This is a genomic window from Caballeronia sp. AZ7_KS35 (assembly GCF_023631045.1).
Lineage (GTDB): Bacteria > Pseudomonadota > Gammaproteobacteria > Burkholderiales > Burkholderiaceae > Caballeronia > Caballeronia zhejiangensis.
The window spans coordinates 1,115,151-1,131,350 of record NZ_JALQDV010000001.1 but is presented as its reverse complement, the minus strand read 5'-3'; the positions used below and the strand labels follow the sequence as shown (position 1 = coordinate 1,131,350).

17 protein-coding genes are annotated in these 16,200 nt (G+C 64.2%); 9 read left to right on the top strand and 8 right to left on the bottom strand.

Annotated features, from left to right (window positions below; all coding sequences use genetic code 11):
- Positions 1-10: 10 nt before the first annotated feature.
- The 5 genes from NCT05_RS05415 (at position 11) to NCT05_RS05395 (ending at position 4,514) form a co-directional block, all read left to right on the top strand.
- A complete protein-coding gene (locus NCT05_RS05415; RefSeq protein ID WP_008350694.1) occupies positions 11-1,186 on the top strand; it encodes a vWA domain-containing protein in 1,176 nt (391 codons plus the stop codon).
- A 13-nt stretch (positions 1,187-1,199) separates the two neighbouring features.
- Positions 1,200-2,396: a benzoate/H(+) symporter BenE family transporter gene (locus tag NCT05_RS05410; RefSeq protein ID WP_250496728.1), complete on the top strand. Its 1,197-nt coding sequence runs from the start codon at positions 1,200-1,202 to the stop codon at positions 2,394-2,396.
- Between the two features lie 72 nt (positions 2,397-2,468).
- Positions 2,469-2,717, top strand: coding sequence for an energy transducer TonB (locus NCT05_RS05405; protein WP_250501850.1), 249 nt, complete (start codon positions 2,469-2,471; stop codon positions 2,715-2,717).
- A 238-nt stretch (positions 2,718-2,955) separates the two neighbouring features.
- Complete coding sequence (tal, locus tag NCT05_RS05400; RefSeq protein WP_008350701.1) at positions 2,956-3,909, top strand: transaldolase; 954 nt, start codon at positions 2,956-2,958, stop codon at positions 3,907-3,909.
- 176 nt (positions 3,910-4,085) lie between these two features.
- Positions 4,086-4,514 carry a VOC family protein gene (locus NCT05_RS05395; RefSeq protein ID WP_008350703.1) on the top strand — a complete coding sequence of 143 codons (429 nt, stop codon included), beginning with the start codon at positions 4,086-4,088 and terminating at the stop codon, positions 4,512-4,514.
- Between the two features lie 12 nt (positions 4,515-4,526).
- Here NCT05_RS05395 and NCT05_RS05390 read toward each other — a convergent pair whose 3' ends face one another.
- From NCT05_RS05390 to NCT05_RS05365, 6 genes are all read right to left on the bottom strand, one after another.
- Complete coding sequence (locus NCT05_RS05390) at positions 4,527-5,633, bottom strand: FUSC family protein (RefSeq protein ID WP_250480410.1); 1,107 nt, start codon at positions 5,631-5,633, stop codon at positions 4,527-4,529.
- A 113-nt stretch (positions 5,634-5,746) separates the two neighbouring features.
- On the bottom strand, positions 5,747-7,297 hold the full coding sequence (gene mctP, locus NCT05_RS05385; protein ID WP_008350706.1) for a monocarboxylate uptake permease MctP: 1,551 nt from the start codon (positions 7,295-7,297) through the stop codon (positions 5,747-5,749).
- Positions 7,297-7,545, bottom strand: a complete 249-nt coding sequence (locus NCT05_RS05380) for a DUF3311 domain-containing protein (protein WP_250501849.1) — start codon at positions 7,543-7,545, stop codon at positions 7,297-7,299. The genes mctP and NCT05_RS05380 overlap by 1 nt, the downstream gene beginning before the upstream one ends.
- Before the next feature lie 228 nt (positions 7,546-7,773).
- Positions 7,774-8,667, bottom strand: coding sequence for a class I SAM-dependent methyltransferase (locus NCT05_RS05375; protein ID WP_175981856.1), 894 nt, complete (start codon positions 8,665-8,667; stop codon positions 7,774-7,776).
- A complete protein-coding gene (locus NCT05_RS05370; protein WP_008350711.1) occupies positions 8,664-9,146 on the bottom strand; it encodes a DNA-deoxyinosine glycosylase in 483 nt (160 codons plus the stop codon). Before NCT05_RS05370 ends, NCT05_RS05375 begins: the two co-directional genes overlap by 4 nt.
- A complete protein-coding gene (locus NCT05_RS05365; protein ID WP_250456505.1) occupies positions 9,143-9,784 on the bottom strand; it encodes a chorismate--pyruvate lyase family protein in 642 nt (213 codons plus the stop codon). Before NCT05_RS05365 ends, NCT05_RS05370 begins: the two co-directional genes overlap by 4 nt.
- A gap of 137 nt (positions 9,785-9,921) precedes the next feature.
- Between NCT05_RS05365 and NCT05_RS05360 the strand changes: the two genes are divergently transcribed.
- Positions 9,922-10,179 carry a hypothetical protein gene (locus tag NCT05_RS05360; protein WP_008350714.1) on the top strand — a complete coding sequence of 86 codons (258 nt, stop codon included), beginning with the start codon at positions 9,922-9,924 and terminating at the stop codon, positions 10,177-10,179.
- Between the two features lie 54 nt (positions 10,180-10,233).
- Here the strand turns inward: NCT05_RS05360 and htpG are convergent, their stop codons facing one another.
- Positions 10,234-12,138, bottom strand: coding sequence for a molecular chaperone HtpG (gene htpG, locus NCT05_RS05355; RefSeq protein ID WP_250501848.1), 1,905 nt, complete (start codon positions 12,136-12,138; stop codon positions 10,234-10,236).
- A 118-nt stretch (positions 12,139-12,256) separates the two neighbouring features.
- Between htpG and NCT05_RS05350 the strand changes: the two genes are divergently transcribed.
- The gene (locus NCT05_RS05350) at positions 12,257-12,802 is read left to right on the top strand and encodes a hypothetical protein (RefSeq protein WP_008350716.1); all 546 of its coding nucleotides are present in this window, start codon (positions 12,257-12,259) and stop codon (positions 12,800-12,802) included.
- Here NCT05_RS05350 and NCT05_RS05345 read toward each other — a convergent pair.
- On the bottom strand, positions 12,799-14,265 hold the full coding sequence (locus tag NCT05_RS05345) for an aminotransferase-like domain-containing protein (protein ID WP_034471274.1): 1,467 nt from the start codon (positions 14,263-14,265) through the stop codon (positions 12,799-12,801). The genes NCT05_RS05350 and NCT05_RS05345 overlap by 4 nt on opposite strands.
- 177 nt (positions 14,266-14,442) lie before the next feature.
- On the opposite strand from NCT05_RS05345, the gene NCT05_RS05340 reads away from it, so the two are divergent.
- On the top strand, positions 14,443-15,225 hold the full coding sequence (locus NCT05_RS05340; RefSeq protein WP_051079033.1) for a VOC family protein: 783 nt from the start codon (positions 14,443-14,445) through the stop codon (positions 15,223-15,225).
- Complete coding sequence (locus NCT05_RS05335; protein WP_008350719.1) at positions 15,222-16,163, top strand: DMT family transporter; 942 nt, start codon at positions 15,222-15,224, stop codon at positions 16,161-16,163. The genes NCT05_RS05340 and NCT05_RS05335 overlap by 4 nt, the downstream gene beginning before the upstream one ends.
- Positions 16,164-16,200: the final 37 nt, after the last annotated feature.

The following is a 16,200-nucleotide window of genomic DNA, read 5'->3' as shown; positions in this document are numbered from 1 at the left end:
AGAGCGCGCCATGCTGATCGACTTCTTCTACTCGCTGCGCGACGCGAAGCTGCCCGTTTCGGTGAAGGAATATCTGACCTTGCTCGAAGGGCTGAAGGCGCAGGTCATTTCGCCGTCGCTCGACGAGTTCTACTTCCTCGCCCGCATGACGCTCGTGAAGGACGAGAAGTACTTCGACAAGTTCGATCGCGCGTTCGGCGCGTATTTCCACGGCCTGACGCAGCTTCCCGACGAAGTCTTCGACATTCCGCTCGACTGGCTCAGGAAACGGCTCGAACGCGAATTCACGGCGGAAGAAAAGAAGCGCATCGAGGCGCTCGGCGGCCTCGACAAGCTCATGGAACGCCTGAAGGAACTGATGGACGAGCAGAAGGAGCGTCACGAAGGCGGCAACAAATGGATCGGCACGGGCGGCACGTCGCCCTTCGGGCATGGCGGCTACAACCCGGAAGGCATTCGCATCGGCGGGGAATCGGCGGGGAACCGCACCGCCGTGAAAGTGTGGGACGAGCGCGCGTACAAGGATTACGACGATCAGGTCGAAATCGGCACGCGCAACATCAAGGTCGCGCTGCGGCGCTTGCGGCGCTTCGCGCGCGAAGGCGCGAACGAAGAGCTCGATCTGCCCGGCACGATCCGCAGCACCGCCGCCAACGCCGGCTGGCTCGATCTCAAGATGGTGCCCGAGCGCCACAACAACGTGAAAGTGCTGATGCTGCTCGACGTCGGCGGCTCGATGGACGATCACATCAAGCGCGTCGAAGAGTTGTTCTCGGCGGCGAAGGCCGAGTTCAAGCATCTCGAGTTCTACTACTTCCACAACTGCGTGTACGACTATTTGTGGAAGAACAACCGCCGCCGTCACACCGAGCGCACGCCGACCTTCGACGTGCTGCACAGGTTCACGCCGGACTACAAGCTGATCTTCGTCGGCGACGCCACCATGAGTCCCTACGAAGTGCTGCAGCCGGGCGGCTCCGTCGAATACAACAATGCCGAGGCCGGCGCGGTGTGGTTGCGCCGTCTCGCGGATCAATTCCCGCATCACGCATGGCTCAATCCCGAGCCCGAGCGGCTATGGGAATATCGCCAGTCGATCTCCGCGATCCGCAACGTGCTCGGCAATCGCATGTATCCGCTGACGATGGCCGGCCTCGAAACCGCCATGCGCGCCCTGTCGAAGTAATCGAGACACCCGAATGAAAGCTTCCGCTCCGGCGCCCGCCGCGCCGCGTTTCCTCTTTGATACGTCGCTCTCCACGATCGTCGCCGGTTTCGTCGCGATGATGACCGGCTACACCAGTTCGCTCGTCCTGATGTTCCAGGCGGGCCAGGCCGCGCATTTGTCCGATGCGCAGATTTCCTCGTGGATCTGGGCGCTCTCGATGGGCATGGCGGTCTGCACGATCGGCCTGTCGCTGCGCTATCGCGCGCCGATCGTCGTCGCGTGGTCGACGCCGGGCGCGGCGCTGCTCGTCTCGTCGCTGCCGAACGTCGCCTACGCCGATGCGATCGGCGCGTTCATCGTCTGCGCGGTGCTCTTGACCGCCGTCGGCCTGACCGGCTGGTTCGACACGCTGATGAAGCGCATTCCGTCGGGCACCGCCGCCGCGCTGCTCGCGGGCATCCTGTTCGAGATCGGCATCGAGATTTTTCGCGCCGCCGAGCATCGCACCTCGCTCGTCATCGTGATGTTTTTCACGTATCTCGCCGGCAAGCGCTTCCTGCCGCGCTACGCGATCCCGGCGACGCTCGTCGTCGGCATCGCGGTCGCGGGCGCGCTCGGGCTGCTCGACTTTTCGCGCTTTCATGTGGCGCTCGCGCATCCCGTCTTCACGATGCCCGCGTTCTCGATCGCCTCGGCGATCAGCATCGGCATTCCGCTTTTCGTCGTCGCGATGGCCTCGCAAAACGTGCCAGGCATCGCCGTGTTGCGCGCCGATGGCTACACGACGCCTTCCGCCCCGCTCATCTCGACGACCGGCCTCGCGTCGCTCGTGCTCGCGCCGTTCGGCTCGCACGGCGTGAATCTCGCCGCCATCACCGCCGCGATCTGCACCGGCCGCGAGGCGCACGAGAATCGCGACAAGCGCTACACGGCGGCCGTCTGGTGCGGCGTGTTCTATCTGCTCGCGGGCACGTTCGGCGCGACCATCGCGGCGCTGTTCGCGGCGTTTCCGAAGGAGCTCGTCGTGTCGGTGGCGGCGCTCGCCCTCTTCGGCTCGATCATGAGCGGCCTCGCCAACGCGATGCAGGACGCGCGTCAACGCGAGCCCGCGCTCGTCACGTTCATGGTGACGGCGTCGGGCCTCACGCTGCTGTCGATCGGCTCCGCGTTCTGGGGCTTGATCGCGGGCGTTGTGACGCATGTCGTGCTCAATGCCAGACGCGCCTGACGCAGCCTACAATGGCGGAATCGGCCCCGATTTCCGGCAGATGCTTCCGCAATCGTTTTTGGCATTTCCGTCATGGCTTTGATCGACAGACTGTTGGCGCGCTCCACGCCGCCTGGCACCGCACGGAAGCGCAAGACGATCGTGCGCGTGCTGCTCGACGACCCCGGGCACGTCCAGGACGTCGTCCTGAAGATGAACTGCGGCGATCCGGCGAAAGACGCGCACGCGCTCGACGAAGTCCGCAAGATGCGCTTCGCGCGCGGCCAGTTGGACTCGGGCACGGTGCGGCGCTGGCACGAGCTCGCTTACGCGGCCGATTGAACGCGACTGAACGCGCTTGAACGCGATTGAACGCGCGAGGCGGCGCGCCGGTCGAATTCCGGCACGCCGCGTGCGTGCGCGCACGGTATCAGCGCGTTCGCCGCGCTCGGGACTAGAATGGGAAAATGAATTCAGGGGCGCGCCGCGCGAACGAAGTCGCCGCGCGGCGTCGCAATCATGGGCAATCCGCGGGTTGTTTACCGCAATTTGACAAGACGCCACGCGTCTGAGACTCGACATGACATCCGCTCTCGACCAGCTCAAGCAATACACGACCGTCGTCGCCGACACGGGCGACTTCCAGCAATTCATCGCATTCAAGCCGCAGGACGCGACGACCAATCCGTCGCTGATCCTGAAGGCCGTCCAGAAGGACGACTACAAGCCGCTGCTCGAAAAGACCGTCAAGGAGCACGCGAAGAAGCCGATGCCGCAGATCATCGACAATCTGCTCGTCGCGTTCGGCACCGAGATTCTCAAGATCATTCCGGGCCGCGTGTCCACCGAAGTCGACGCGCGCTTGTCGTTCGACACGAAAGCGTCCATCGACAAGGCGCACGACATCATCAAGCTGTACGAGAACGCGGGCATCAGTCGCGATCGCGTGCTGATCAAGCTGGCGTCGACGTGGGAAGGCATCCGCGCGGCCGAAGTGCTGCAGAAGGAAGGCATTCACTGCAACATGACGCTGCTCTTCTCGCTCGCGCAAGCGGTCGCGTGCGCCGAAGCGGGCGCGCAGCTTATTTCGCCGTTCGTCGGCCGCATCTACGACTGGTACAAGAAGTCGGCCGGCGCGGAATGGGACGAAGTGAAAAACGGCGGCGCGAACGATCCGGGCGTGCAGTCGGTGCGCCGCATCTACTCGTACTACAAGAAGTTCGGCTACAAGACGGAAGTCATGGGCGCGAGCTTCCGCACGGTGAGTCAGATCACCGAACTGGCGGGCTGCGACCTGCTCACGATCAGCCCCGATCTGCTGAAGAAACTCGCCGACAGCAACGAAAAGGTCGAGCGCAAGCTCTCGCCGGAGAGCGTGAAGAACGAGAACGTGGAGAAGATCGCCGTCGACGAGCCGACGTTCCGCTTCCTCGTCAACGACGACGCCATGGCGACCGAAAAGCTCGCGGAAGGCATCCGCGCTTTCGCCGCCGATGCGATCAAGCTCGAAAAGCTGATCACCGCGCTGCAATAAGCGCGCTGAAAACAGAACCGCGAATCGCGCCGGATCACTGGTGCGATTTGCGGTTTTTTCCATTTCGCTGCTTCTTGACGTAATTTGACCGTTTCCGAGTCGACGTAGGACGCCGTTGCAATAGACTTTCGGGCTCTGGCGGCATGTCCGCTTTATATGCACGGAGTCATTCGGTCATGCAACTGGATACCTATATCTTCTACAACGGCGACTGCGCCGAGGCGCTCGAACTCTATCAGGCCGCGTTCGGGGCGCAGATCGCCGCGCTGGTGCGCTTCCGCGATGCGCCGGACGGCGGCAACGCCCCGCCCGACTGGGCAGACAAGATCATGCATGCGGTATTCTGCGTCGGCCCGAACGCGATTCTGGTGTCCGACGGCCGCTATGGTCAGCCGCGCAAGGACTATTCGGGCTTCACGCTGTCGATCGCCGCGGACGACGCGCAATCCGGCGAGCGCATCTTCAACATGCTTGCCGAAGGCGGCAACGTGCTCACGCCGTGGCAATCCACGTTCTGGACACAAGGCTTCGGCATGCTGACGGATCGTTTCGGCGTGCCCTGGCTCATCAACGTGGTGCACGAAGCCGAAGTGCAGGCAGCCTGAGCATTCACTGCTTCATGGATTGAGCGGCCGCGCCCCTTCGATATTCCACTGCCGCTCGATTTCCGACAGCCGCATCCGCAAGCGATCCACCTGCTCGACGAAACGCATCGCGAGCCAGTGCATGCCCTGCGTCGTCGCGTTCTCGTCGTCGGCGGCGTTCGATTGCGGCGCGCCCGACGCATCCATCGCGCGATACAGCAAACCGACGCGCCCGAAGCGCAGCGCGCGCGCCATCTGCAGGAGCTGTCCGCGCACCGCGTGTTCGCCCGGCGAGCACGCAATCGCAAAACGGCTGGGCGTTGCGCCCGAGACTTCCGGCATCGACGTCACGAGCATTTCCAGCGCCGCGAGAATCGAGCGATGCAGGCGCTGGATCTCTTCCAGCCGCGCCATCGGCACATCGGTTTCCTTCGCGACCGACTCCATCAGCGCGCGCGCCTGCACGAGCCGCTGGCTCATCGCATACATGCGGCGCGCCGTGTCCTCGGCGACGAGCGGCGTGCCATCCAGTAAAGCGCCGTAGATCCTCGCGCATTCGCGCAGATTGTCCGCGAGACGGTAGCGCCACGAATACGTCGCGTATTGCGGCAGCACGAACGAGAACGCGAGCGCGATCACGACGCCGATCATCACATTGGCCGTGCGCCACAAACCCGTGGAAAGCGGCAAGTCGCCGTGCCCGGAAACGATGACCATCGTGATCGCCGTGAGCAGCGCGACATAGCCCGGCTTGCCGATGGCGTAATACGCGCAGCCGCCCGCGACCAGGCACATCAGCACGAAGAACACCATCTGCGAGCCGGTCAGCGTCTCCGCGAGAATCAGCACGAGGCCGAAGCCCGCGCCGAGCGTCGTGCCGATGGCGCGTTCGGCGGCCTTCTTGCGGATGTTGCCGTAGTGCTGCAGCCCGCCGATCACGACGAGCACCGACACCGTCGCCCAGATGCCGTGCGGCATGTCGACGCCCGTCGTGACGGCGATCGACATCGCCACGGCAAGGCCGACGCGCAGCCCGTGGATCAGGTTCGCGTGCCGGTATCGGAAGTACGGCGACGTGACCCAGTGAACGAGGCGTGAGAGACGGCCGCGCCTGATTGACGTCGATGTCGGAGAAAGCATGGTTCGCTCACACGAAGGCTGTCCAAAAAAACGCCCGCAAAGGCGAGAAGCCTGTTACGGGCGTTTTACCAGCTTTTCGCGCGCCGCGCCGGGCAGGTGCGCGACGGCCGGAATCAGCCTTCCACGATGTCCAGATAATCTTCCGGACGCGTGCGGTCGTCGGAGCGCTTGAGGCCGAGAACGCGCACGAGCACGCTCACGACGATCGAAACGATGAGGTTCGCGATCAGCGCCCACACCGCCGCGTAGCCCGGCACGACGTAGCCGAACAGATGCAGCGGATAGATCGAGCCCTTCAGTTGCAGCGACACGGCCATCCACGTACCGACGCCGATGCCCGTCGCCCAGCCGATCAGCAAGCCGCGATGATCGAGCACGCGCGTATAGAGGCCGAGCACGAGCGCGGGCAGCGTCTGGATGATCCAGATGCCGCCGAGCAGTTGCAGCTGGATCGCGTACGTGAGCGGCAGCGCGAGAATGAACACCACCGCGCCGACCTTCACGATCAGCGACACGAGCTTGGCGACGTTGGTCTCCTGCTCCGGCGTCATGTTCGTGTTGACGAACTCGCGATGCACGTTGCGTGTGTACAGGTTCGCCGCCGCGATCGACATGATCGCCGCCGGCACCAGCGCGCCGATGCCGATCGCCGCGAACGCCACGCCCACGAACCACGACGGGAAGTAGTGCAGGAACAGCGCCGGCACGGCGAAGTTCGCGCCGTAGGCCTTGAAGTACTGCGCGTATTCCGGCATGTCCTTCACGCCCGAGGCGAGCGCCATGTAGCCGAGCAGCGCGAGCAGGCCGAGCACGAGCGAGTACGCCGGCAGCAGCGACATGTTGCGGCGGATCGTGTTGCCCGAATTCGACGACAGAATCGCCGTCACCGAGTGCGGGTACAGGAAGAGCGCGAGCGCCGAGCCGACCGCGAGCGTCGCGTACGCGCTGTAGCCGTTCAGGCTCGCGGCATCGGGCGCTTTCAGCAGCAGCTTTTCAGGCGGCACGGTGCTGAAAATATGGCCGAAGCCGCCGAGCTGCGCCGGAATCACGATCATCGCGGCGATGATGGTGACGTAGATCAGCACGTCCTTCACCACGGCGATCATCGCGGGTGCGCGCAGGCCCGACGTGTACGTGTACGCGGCGAGAATCGCGAACGCGATGATGAGCGGCAGATCGCCGACGAAGCCCTGCGTCGAGAAGCCGAGCGCGCCGATCACCACTTCGATGCCGACGAGTTGCAGCGCGATGTACGGCATGGTCGCGACGATGCCCGTCAGCGCGACGGCGAGCGCGAGCATGCGGCTGTTGTAGCGCGCGTGCACGAAGTCGGCGGCGGTCACATAGCCGTGACGCTTCGCGATGCTCCAGAGCTTCGGAAACACGACGAACGCGAATGGATAAATGAGGATCGTGTACGGCAGCGCGAAGAAGCCCGTCGCGCCCGCGCCGAACACGAGCGCCGGCACCGCGACGAACGTGTAGGCGGTATAGAGATCGCCGCCGAGCAGGAACCACGTGACAATGGTCCCGAAGCGGCGTCCGCCGAGGCCCCATTCGTCGAGCTGGGCGAGATCGCCCTTGCGCCAGTGCGCGGCGATGAAGCCGAGAATCGTGACGCCGACGAAGAAGAGGACGAAGACGAAGGTTGCGGTGGTGTTCATCATCGCGCGCCTCCGTTCTTTCGTCCCGAGGGCAGCGCCTTCGTCTTCCTATAGACGACGGCGGTGATGACGGCGCTGATCAGCACCCACAGCAGCTGATACCAGTAGAAGTACGGAAAGCCCCACAGAACGGGCTCGATCTTGTTGTAGAAAGGCACCCAGACCACACCGATCCACGGAAGGATCAGAAGCCACAGCCAATGCTTGTTGCGCGGTTGTCCGGTGCCGGTCGTAGCTTCGTGAGCCATGAACGGTCTCCTCTTGTTTTGTCGTTATTGCGAGCCCGGCGGGATGCCGGTCGTCGGGTAGACATGCCGCTTGAAGCGCCCCGAAATAACAGAGGGAGTATATGGACCGATAAATAGCGCTCAAATCAGGGAGAATCCCGACTATTCAGATTCCGCTGATTTCTCTGCTTGCTTCTGTGATAGCCGCGAAAGGGCCAGAACGCACGTTCCGGCCCGATGCATGTTCGGTCAGATGGAGAACGAACCCGTCGTCGGGATGCCCGCGCTTTCGGCGAGACCCTTCACCCACTTGCGCGCGGGCAGGCCGAGTTGGGCTTCGATGAGCTTCGCGCGCGTTTCGAGCGCGGCGAATGGCACGTCGAGCGCGGGACCGGCGAAGGCGAGCGCGACGCGATTGCCGTCGTGCACTTCGGGCAGCGCGATCACGCGATGATCGAACGCTTCGTTCAGATGCCGCATGTTGCGCACGAAGCTCGGATGATCGCCGAACAGATTGATCGTGACGACGCCCGCCTCGGGCGTGAGACACGCGCGGCACGCACGATAGAACGACACGCTGTCGAGGACGGGGCCGCGCGCGGTGGCGTCGTAGAGATCGATCTGCAATGCGCCGATCGTGCCGTGGTTCGCGCGATCGTTGACGAACTCCCACGCGTCGCGCTCGGTGACGGTGAGGCGCGCGTCGTCATAGGGCAGTTCGAACATCGCGCGCGCGGCGATCACGACCGCGGGGTTCAGTTCGACCGCTTCGACCTTCGCGCGCTTGAGAAAGCGGTAACAGAACTTCGTGAGCGCGGCCGCGCCGAGCCCGAGCTGCACAATGCGCTCGGGCGTTTCGATGAAGAGCAGCCACGCCATCATCTGCTGCGCGTATTCGAGCTCGATGTGATCGGGCTTCTTCAAACGCATCGCGCCTTGCACCCATTCGGTGCCGAAATGCAGATAGCGCACGCCGCCCTCTTCCGAGAACGTCACGGGCGCGAAGCGCGGCTTGCGCGGCGCCTCGATGCGCGGGGCGTTCGCGAGCTCGTCATCGTCGCGATTGCGCTTCGATTTGGCGTTGTCTTTCTTGCGGCCGAACGCGCGGGCTTCGGCCGACGCGCGCTTGATGAGATTCGTCATTGTGTGGTGAGGATGTCGCGCCAGATGCGCAATTTTTGATCGAACGAGAGGATAGCATTGGCCGCGCTCGACGACGGCAGCACGAGCGTCGCGTAGCCTGCCGCTGCAAGGACGGGCGCGAACTTGCCCGAGGTCTTGCCGTTGAAGCAGACCTTGCGCAAGTTCGGGAAGCGCGTGCGGAACACGGCGAAGTCGTTGGGCGATGCGTTGCGGATCGCGGCATCGAGACTGCCTTCGCGTTCGCACGCGGCGAGTACGTCCCATAAGCCGATGCCGTGCTGCTTCAGGCGCGCCAGACGTTCGTCGTAGCTCAGTTCGTGGAGCGGTTCCCCGATCGCCGCGCCGACGAGCCGCCAGAACTGATTGCGCGGATGCGCGTAATACTGCGTCGCCGCCAGCGATGCGACGCCCGGAAAGCTGCCGAGGATGAGGGTGTGCGTGACGTCATCGCCGACCGGTTCGAATCCCGCGAGCTTCATTTCGCCTCGCCGTGCGCGACGCGCTTCGCATGCGAGCTCAGATGTTCGAGCGAACGCGCGTGTTCCCAATGGTGCTTTTTCGCGGCTGATACGTCGAGGCGCGTCCAGAGCGCATCGAGCATGCATTCGGTGACCATCAGCGGCGCGCCGTGACGCTTGAACACGGATCGCCTCGCGACGAGCGCATGCGCGCTTTCCCTATGCGCCGATGCCAGGCGATGCAGCGGATGCCGCGCGGTGATCCTTCTGCTGACGAGCGCCGAGCGCGACACGCTGCCATCGCTATAAAGCAGTTCGGCAAGCGGACGCGTGCGCAGACGGCGCATCGATTGCCAGATGCCCGTGCTGTGCGAAAGCGGCACGACGCTATGCGCGACGACAAACGGCGCGCCATCGACCTTGAGCGTGACTTCGCGCGTCCAGACGGGCGTGCGCGGCGTGACATCGAGCGCGCGCCATTCGTCGCGCCACGGCATAGCGACGGCTTCGCGCGTCACTTCGACCGTCACCGCGCCGAGCGTGCGCAGATGCGCGGTCAGCGAGCCGCCGCGCGTGAGCCAGTCCTTTTGAGCGTCGGTGAGCGAGGCAAGCGGGACGACGCGCCAGTGTGCGTCGATGGGATCGTTGGGCGTGAGCATGCGGCGGATTATAGAGGCACCCGCTATTCGGACGTTTCGGCTGGAATTGCTCGCCATCCACGGATATAAGGGGATTGGCCGCGAACACTGCATCACCGAGGCGCGGCGTCCAGACGAAGAATCAATGAAATAAGACTATGACAATCAACAAGAAACAGTCGTCGAAAGCAGTCACCGAGATCGCCGAAAAGACATTGCATGATCCGCACGCATCGAAGATTGCGAAGAGCTTCGCGGGATCGGTTCTCGCGCAGCGGCACACGAACAAACAGACCGGCGCGGCAATGGAACACAAGGCATCGGAAGCATTGAGAAGCCCGAAGTATTCGGAAGAGACCCGAAGGATGGCGGCATCGCTCATCGCTCAGTCGAACAAGGAACGCAAGAGCAAGTAAAAAACGCGCCGCCGGTTCCCCGGCGGCGCGTTCATTCAAATCACCTGCAAAGACTTACCGCGCAAGCAACAACGCGTTCGTGCGCTTCACGAAGCTCGCCGGGTCCTCCAGCGCGCCGCCTTCGGCCAGCAACGCCTGATCGAACAGCAGATGACACCAGTCGACGAAATTGGCGTTATCCGCATTCAACGACTTCACCAGCGGATGCTCAGGATTCACTTCGAGAATCGGTTCCGCTTGCGGCGCGTTCTGCCCCGCTGCCTTCAGCATGCGTTGCAGATAACCGCTCATGTCGCCTTCATCCGCGACGAGACAGCTCGGCGAATCGGTGAGACGGAACGTGAGGCGCACGTCCTTCGCCTTGCCTTCGAGCGCTTCCTTCATCTTCTCGACGAGCGGCTTCATTTCCTCGCCGACCTTCTCTTGCTGCTGCTTTTCCTCGTCGTCGAGCGCGCCGAGATCGAGGTCGCCGCGCGCGACGCTCTGCAGCGGCTTGCCATCGAACTCATTGAGGAACGACAGCATCCACTCGTCGACGCGGTCCGTCAGCAGCAGCACTTCGACGCCCTTCTTGCGGAACACTTCGAGATGCGGGCTGTTCTTCGCGGCCTGCCAGCTATCGGCGGTGACGTAATAGATCTTCGTCTGCTCGGGCTTCATGCGCGCAACGTAGTCCGCGAGCGACACGTTCTGCTCGTTGCTGTCGTTGTGCGTCGATGCGAAACGCACCAGCTTCGCGATGCGCTCGCGATTGCTGAAGTCCTCGCCGATGCCTTCCTTCAGCACTTGCCCGAACTCGTTCCAGAACGTGGCGTACTTCTGCTTGTCGGCGTCTTCGGTGGCTTCGGCCGAAGACGTCGCGAGCTCTTCGAGCATCGACAGCACGCGCTTGGTCACGCCTTCGCGAATCGCCCTCACGTCGCGGCTTTCCTGCAGGATTTCGCGCGATACGTTGAGCGGCAGATCGGCGGAATCGACGACGCCCTTCACGAAACGCAGATACGCGGGCAGCAGTTGCTCGGCGTCATCCATGATGAACACGCGCTTCACGTAGAGCTTCAGTCCGCCGCGATGCTCGCGGTTCCACAGATCGAACGGCGCGTACTTCGGTACGTACAGCAGTTGCGTGTACTCGCTGCGGCCTTCGACGCGGTTATGCGTCCACGCGAGCGGCTCGTCGTGATCGTGCGAAACGTGCTGATAAAACTGCTTGTACTGCTCGTCCGTGATGTCGTTCTTCGGACGCGTCCAGAGCGCGCTCGCCTGGTTGACGGTCTCGTCCTCGTCCTTCGAGACCATCTCGCTCTTTTCGGCGTCCCACTCTTCCTTCTTCATCAGGATGGGCAGCGCGACGTGATCCGAATACTTCTGGATGATCGACTTCAGACGATGCGTCGACAGGAACTCGTCCTCGTCCGCGCGCAGATGCAGCGTGATGGTCGTGCCGCGTTGCGCGCGCTCGATGTCCTCGACTTCGAAATCGCCCTCGCCCGCGCTCGTCCAGCGCACGCCCTCGTTCGCCGCGAGACCGGCGCGGCGCGTCTCGACCGTGATCTTGTCCGCGACGATGAAACCCGAATAGAAGCCGACGCCGAACTGCCCGATGAGCGCCGCGTCCTTCTGCTGGTCGCCGGAGAGCTTCGAGAAGAATTCCTTGGTGCCCGAACGTGCGATCGTGCCGAGATGCGAAATCGCTTCGTCGCGGCTCATGCCGATGCCGTTGTCGTCGATGGTGACCGTGCGCGCGGCTTTATCGAACGACACGCGGATGCGCAGATCCGGATCGTTCTCGTAGAGCGCGCTGTTCTCGATGGCTTCGAAGCGCAGCTTGTCCGCGGCATCGGATGCGTTGGAAATCAGCTCGCGCAGGAAAATTTCCTTGTTGCTGTAGAGCGAATGGATCATCAGATGCAGAAGCTGCTTCACTTCTGCCTGAAAGCTCATGGTTTCTTGCGCCATGTCGGTTCCTCTTTGATTTCGTTGATGCGGATGCGTTGGCCGTGTTGGCCGAATTCGTCCGATATAAGGGCGCGCCGCTCGATTTCAAGAGCGACGTGCACGCCGTTATGATGCCTGCATGCACCGCACCGCCCGCGCACTCACACCCGGCGAGATCGACATCGCCCGTTCGATCTTCCGCGACGCCATCGACTATTCGCGGGCGCGCGTGCACGCGCGCGCCTATCTGCCGTTCGGCCTGCAGCCGCGCCGCACGGCGATGGCGCCGAACGGCAACCTCTATTTTCCGCGCGGATGTTTTCAGGACGACTTCTCCGCCTGCGACATCGCCGACCGCATGTGGTTCATCCACGAGATGACGCATGTCTGGCAATTCCAGCTCGGCTATCCGGTGCGGCTGCGCGGCGCGATTCGCATCGGCCTGCGGTATGCGTACACGCTCGCCGATGACAAGCGCCTCTGCGATTACAACATGGAAGCGCAAGGCAACCTGCTCGCGGATTATTTCGCGCTCAAGTTCTGCGACGGGCAAAACCGCCTTTACGAGCATCGCTACCGGCATACGCCCGGCGCGCTCGCGCTCTATGAGACCGTGCTCGCGGAGTTCATCCGCGCGCCCGCCGCGCGCCGCAATCTGCCAAGGCTTGCCGGACGGCGCCGCTAGGCGCTGCGCCGCGCGGCCTTTTCCAGATAGTTCGACAGCAAGGCGGGCAAGGCCGGATCGCCGCAATTGGCGATGTTGAAGCGCATCCACGTCGTCGGAGACTGATGCGGCGAAAACAGGCTGCCGGGCGTCAGCAGAAAGCCGGCTTCGTGTCCGGCTGCCGCGAGTCCATCGGAATCGATGCCCGCGTCCGCCCACAGGAACATGCCCGCCGCAGCCGGCGGCGCGAAAAGTCTGAGGCCGGTTTTTTCCAGCATGCGCGCGGTCTTGTCGCGCACGCCGTCGAGCCGGGCCCGCAGCCGCTCGACGTGACGCCGGTAATGCCCTTCCGTCAACACCTTGTAGACGACGCGCTCGTTGAGCTCGGGACTCGTCATGCCGACGAGCATCTTCTGATCCGCGAGCGCTTTCGCGACTTCCGGCGCCGCCGCGATATACCCGACGCGCAGATTCGCCGCGAGCGTCTTCGAAAAGCTGCCGAGGAAGATCACGCGCTTCAACTGATCGAGCGATGCGAGGCGCGTCGCGGGAAAGCCAGCGGGACACAGATCGCCGTAGACATCGTCCTCGACGACGATGAAGTCGTATTCCTGCGCGAGTTGCAGGATGCGGTACGCCTGCGCCGCCGTCAGCGACGTGCCGGTCGGATTCTGCAGCACCGAATTGATGATGAGCATCTTCGGCCGCCAGGTCGCGACGAGCGTCTCCAGCGCATCGAGATCGGGGCCGTCAGGCGTGTACGGCATGCCGACGAGCCGCGCGCCCTGCGAAGCGAAGCGGCCGAACATCTGAAACCACGCCGGATCGCCGACGATCACGGCATCGCCCGGCTTCACATAAAGGCGAGAAATGAGATCGATCGCCTGCGTGATGCCCGACACGAGCACGATCTGCCGCGCCGCCGACGCGCCGATCTCCAGTTCCTCGAGCCGCGTCTGCAACTGCTGGCGCAGCGGCAAAAAGCCTTGCGGCGTGCCGAAGCCCAGCATCTGCGCCCCGCTCTGGCGCGACAGCGAGCGCAGCGCGTTGGTGATCAATTCGCCGTCGAGCCAGCGGCCCGGCAAATAGCCGAGCCCCGGCCCTTTTTCAGGACTGGACGTATGCAGCATGTTGCGCAGCAGCCAGACCACGTCGATGGTGTTCTGCACCGGCTCGCGATCCGCCGCGACGGCGGGCGTCTCGCCCTTCGCGACGAGCGTCGGCGCGATGCGCTCGCGCACGTAAAAACCGGAGCCGCGCCGCGAATCGAGATAGCCGTGCGCGACGAGCCGCTCGTACGCCTCGACCACGGTAAAGCGCGACACGCCTTTATCCAGCGCGAGTTTGCGGATCGACGGCATCCGCATGCCCGGACGAAATACGCGCTCGTCGATGCGCCTGCGCCCCCATTGCACCAGTTGATCGACGAGCGTGAGCTGCGCGGCGTCGTGCGGGGCGGGAATCTGATCGAGCGGAACGGACATGCGGGCCTCCGGTCTGCGGCGCGCAGCGTGACTGGGCCGTCAAAAAGTGTACCGAATAGTATGGGGCCGATTGTACCGTTACTGTTCCGGTGCAAGCGGCTACATTTTGCTTTCGGGCTGCGCGTCGCGTGCGAACGAAGCGCTATGCTATCGGCCCTTTTTATCGCTTTGCCCGTCATGACCGACCATCGACTGAAACTCGATCACCTCGTAATCGCCGCACGCACGCTGGAAGAAGGCGCGCAGTTCGTCGCCGCGAAATTCGGCGTGGAAACCGCGCCCGGCGGCGCGCATCCGCTGATGGGCACGCATAACCGGTTGCTGAATCTGTGGGGCGGCGCGTATCTCGAAGTGATCGCGATCGATCCGGCGGCGAATGCGGAAGCAGCGCGGCCACGCCTTTTCGCACTCGACGATCCGTCGATGCAGCGCCGCCTCGACGAGCACGGACCGCAGCTCGTGCACTGGGTCGCGCGCGTGGACCGGCCGAAGTCGCTCGCGCGCTGGCGCGAGCAGTATCCGGAGCGCATCGCGCCCGTCGCGGCGATGTCGCGCGCAGGCAATACCTGGGGCCTGACCGTTCCCGACGACGGCGCGTTCCCCGCCTGGCAGGGCGCCGGCGATGGCGTGCTGCCGTCGCTGATTCAGTGGGACACGCCGCGTCATCCGAGCGGCGCGCTGCCGGAAACCGGCATCGCGCTGCGTTCGCTGACGGGGTTTCATCCGCGCGCGCGGGCCGTGGCGGAGCAGCTCGCGTGGCTCGGCGCGGCGCATCTGATGCGCGTCGAGGAGACGGCGGGCGCGCCGGTGCTCGTCGCGCAGTTCGATCTGCCCGATGGCACGACGCTCACGCTCGGCGAATCGGCGGAACAGGCCGAGGCGCGGGCGGCATCGAAGCCACGTCGCCCGAAGAAAACGGAATCACCCGACATGACCGACCACGGAGACACCGCACAATGAAGACCCGCGAAACCGAAGGCATGCTGCTCGGCCTGATCGGCGTCGTCATTTTCAGCCTGACGCTGCCGATGACGCGCATCGTCGTCGCGGAAGTCAATCCGATCCTGAACGGCCTCGGACGCGCGCTCGTCGCGGCCATTCCCGCCGCCGCGCTGCTTTTGTGGCGTCGCGAAAAGCTGCCGACGTGGCCGCAGGTCAAGAGCCTCGCGGTGGTCGCGCTGGGCGTCATCATCGCGTTTCCGGTGTTTTCCGCGTGGGCGATGAAAACCGTTCCCGCGTCGCACGGCGCGGTCGTGAACGGCCTGCAGCCGCTGTGCGTCGCCATCTATGCCGCGTGGCTCTCGCACGAGCGGCCGTCGAAGGCGTTCTGGGCGAGCGCGATCGCGGGCAGCGGGATCGTCGTCGCGTTCGCGTTGCAGGCGGGCGGCGGCGGGCTGCAGGCCGGCGACCTGCTGATGCTCGTCGCGGTCGGCATCGGCGCGCTCGGTTATGCGGAAGGCGCGCGGCTCGCGCGTCAGATGGGCGGCTGGCAGGTCATCTGCTGGGCGCTCGTGCTCTCGGCGCCGTTCCTGCTGCTGCCGGTCGGCTGGCTCGCGTGGGCGCAACTGTTCGGCAGCCACGCGACGCATCCCGAACCGCTCGCTCTCAAGACCTGGCTCGCGTTCGGCTACGTGACGCTGTTCTCGCAGTTCATCGGCTTCTTCGCGTGGTACGCCGGACTCGCGATGGGCGGCATCGCGCGCGTCGGGCAAGTGCAACTGCTGCAGATCTTCTTCACGATGGCGTTTTCCGCGCTCTTCTTCGGCGAGCACGTAAGCGGGTCGACGTGGCTGTACGCGGCCGCCGTCATCGTGACGGTCGTGCTCGGGCGCAAGTCCGCCGTGCGCGCCGCGCCGCAGCCGGCCGTGGTCGCTGCCGGCACGACGCACGCAAGATGACGCCTTCGCGCGATAATCGACGTTTGCGGTACGTTCC

Bases quoted from the DNA above. Each gene is read 5' to 3' on its own strand.
- NCT05_RS05415 (WP_008350694.1), top strand. From the start codon at position 11: ATGCTGATCGACTTCTTCTACTCGCTGCGCGACGCGAAGCTGCCCGTT.
- NCT05_RS05410 (WP_250496728.1), top strand. From the start codon at position 1,200: ATGAAAGCTTCCGCTCCGGCGCCCGCCGCGCCGCGTTTCCTCTTTGAT.
- NCT05_RS05405 (WP_250501850.1), top strand. From the start codon at position 2,469: ATGGCTTTGATCGACAGACTGTTGGCGCGCTCCACGCCGCCTGGCACC.
- tal (WP_008350701.1), top strand. From the start codon at position 2,956: ATGACATCCGCTCTCGACCAGCTCAAGCAATACACGACCGTCGTCGCC.
- NCT05_RS05395 (WP_008350703.1), top strand. From the start codon at position 4,086: ATGCAACTGGATACCTATATCTTCTACAACGGCGACTGCGCCGAGGCG.
- NCT05_RS05390 (WP_250480410.1), bottom strand. From the start codon at position 5,633: ATGCTTTCTCCGACATCGACGTCAATCAGGCGCGGCCGTCTCTCACGC.
- mctP (WP_008350706.1), bottom strand. From the start codon at position 7,297: ATGAACACCACCGCAACCTTCGTCTTCGTCCTCTTCTTCGTCGGCGTC.
- NCT05_RS05380 (WP_250501849.1), bottom strand. From the start codon at position 7,545: ATGGCTCACGAAGCTACGACCGGCACCGGACAACCGCGCAACAAGCAT.
- NCT05_RS05375 (WP_175981856.1), bottom strand. From the start codon at position 8,667: ATGACGAATCTCATCAAGCGCGCGTCGGCCGAAGCCCGCGCGTTCGGC.
- NCT05_RS05370 (WP_008350711.1), bottom strand. From the start codon at position 9,146: ATGAAGCTCGCGGGATTCGAACCGGTCGGCGATGACGTCACGCACACC.
- NCT05_RS05365 (WP_250456505.1), bottom strand. From the start codon at position 9,784: ATGCTCACGCCCAACGATCCCATCGACGCACACTGGCGCGTCGTCCCG.
- NCT05_RS05360 (WP_008350714.1), top strand. From the start codon at position 9,922: ATGACAATCAACAAGAAACAGTCGTCGAAAGCAGTCACCGAGATCGCC.
- htpG (WP_250501848.1), bottom strand. From the start codon at position 12,138: ATGGCGCAAGAAACCATGAGCTTTCAGGCAGAAGTGAAGCAGCTTCTG.
- NCT05_RS05350 (WP_008350716.1), top strand. From the start codon at position 12,257: ATGCACCGCACCGCCCGCGCACTCACACCCGGCGAGATCGACATCGCC.
- NCT05_RS05345 (WP_034471274.1), bottom strand. From the start codon at position 14,265: ATGTCCGTTCCGCTCGATCAGATTCCCGCCCCGCACGACGCCGCGCAG.
- NCT05_RS05340 (WP_051079033.1), top strand. From the start codon at position 14,443: ATGACCGACCATCGACTGAAACTCGATCACCTCGTAATCGCCGCACGC.
- NCT05_RS05335 (WP_008350719.1), top strand. From the start codon at position 15,222: ATGAAGACCCGCGAAACCGAAGGCATGCTGCTCGGCCTGATCGGCGTC.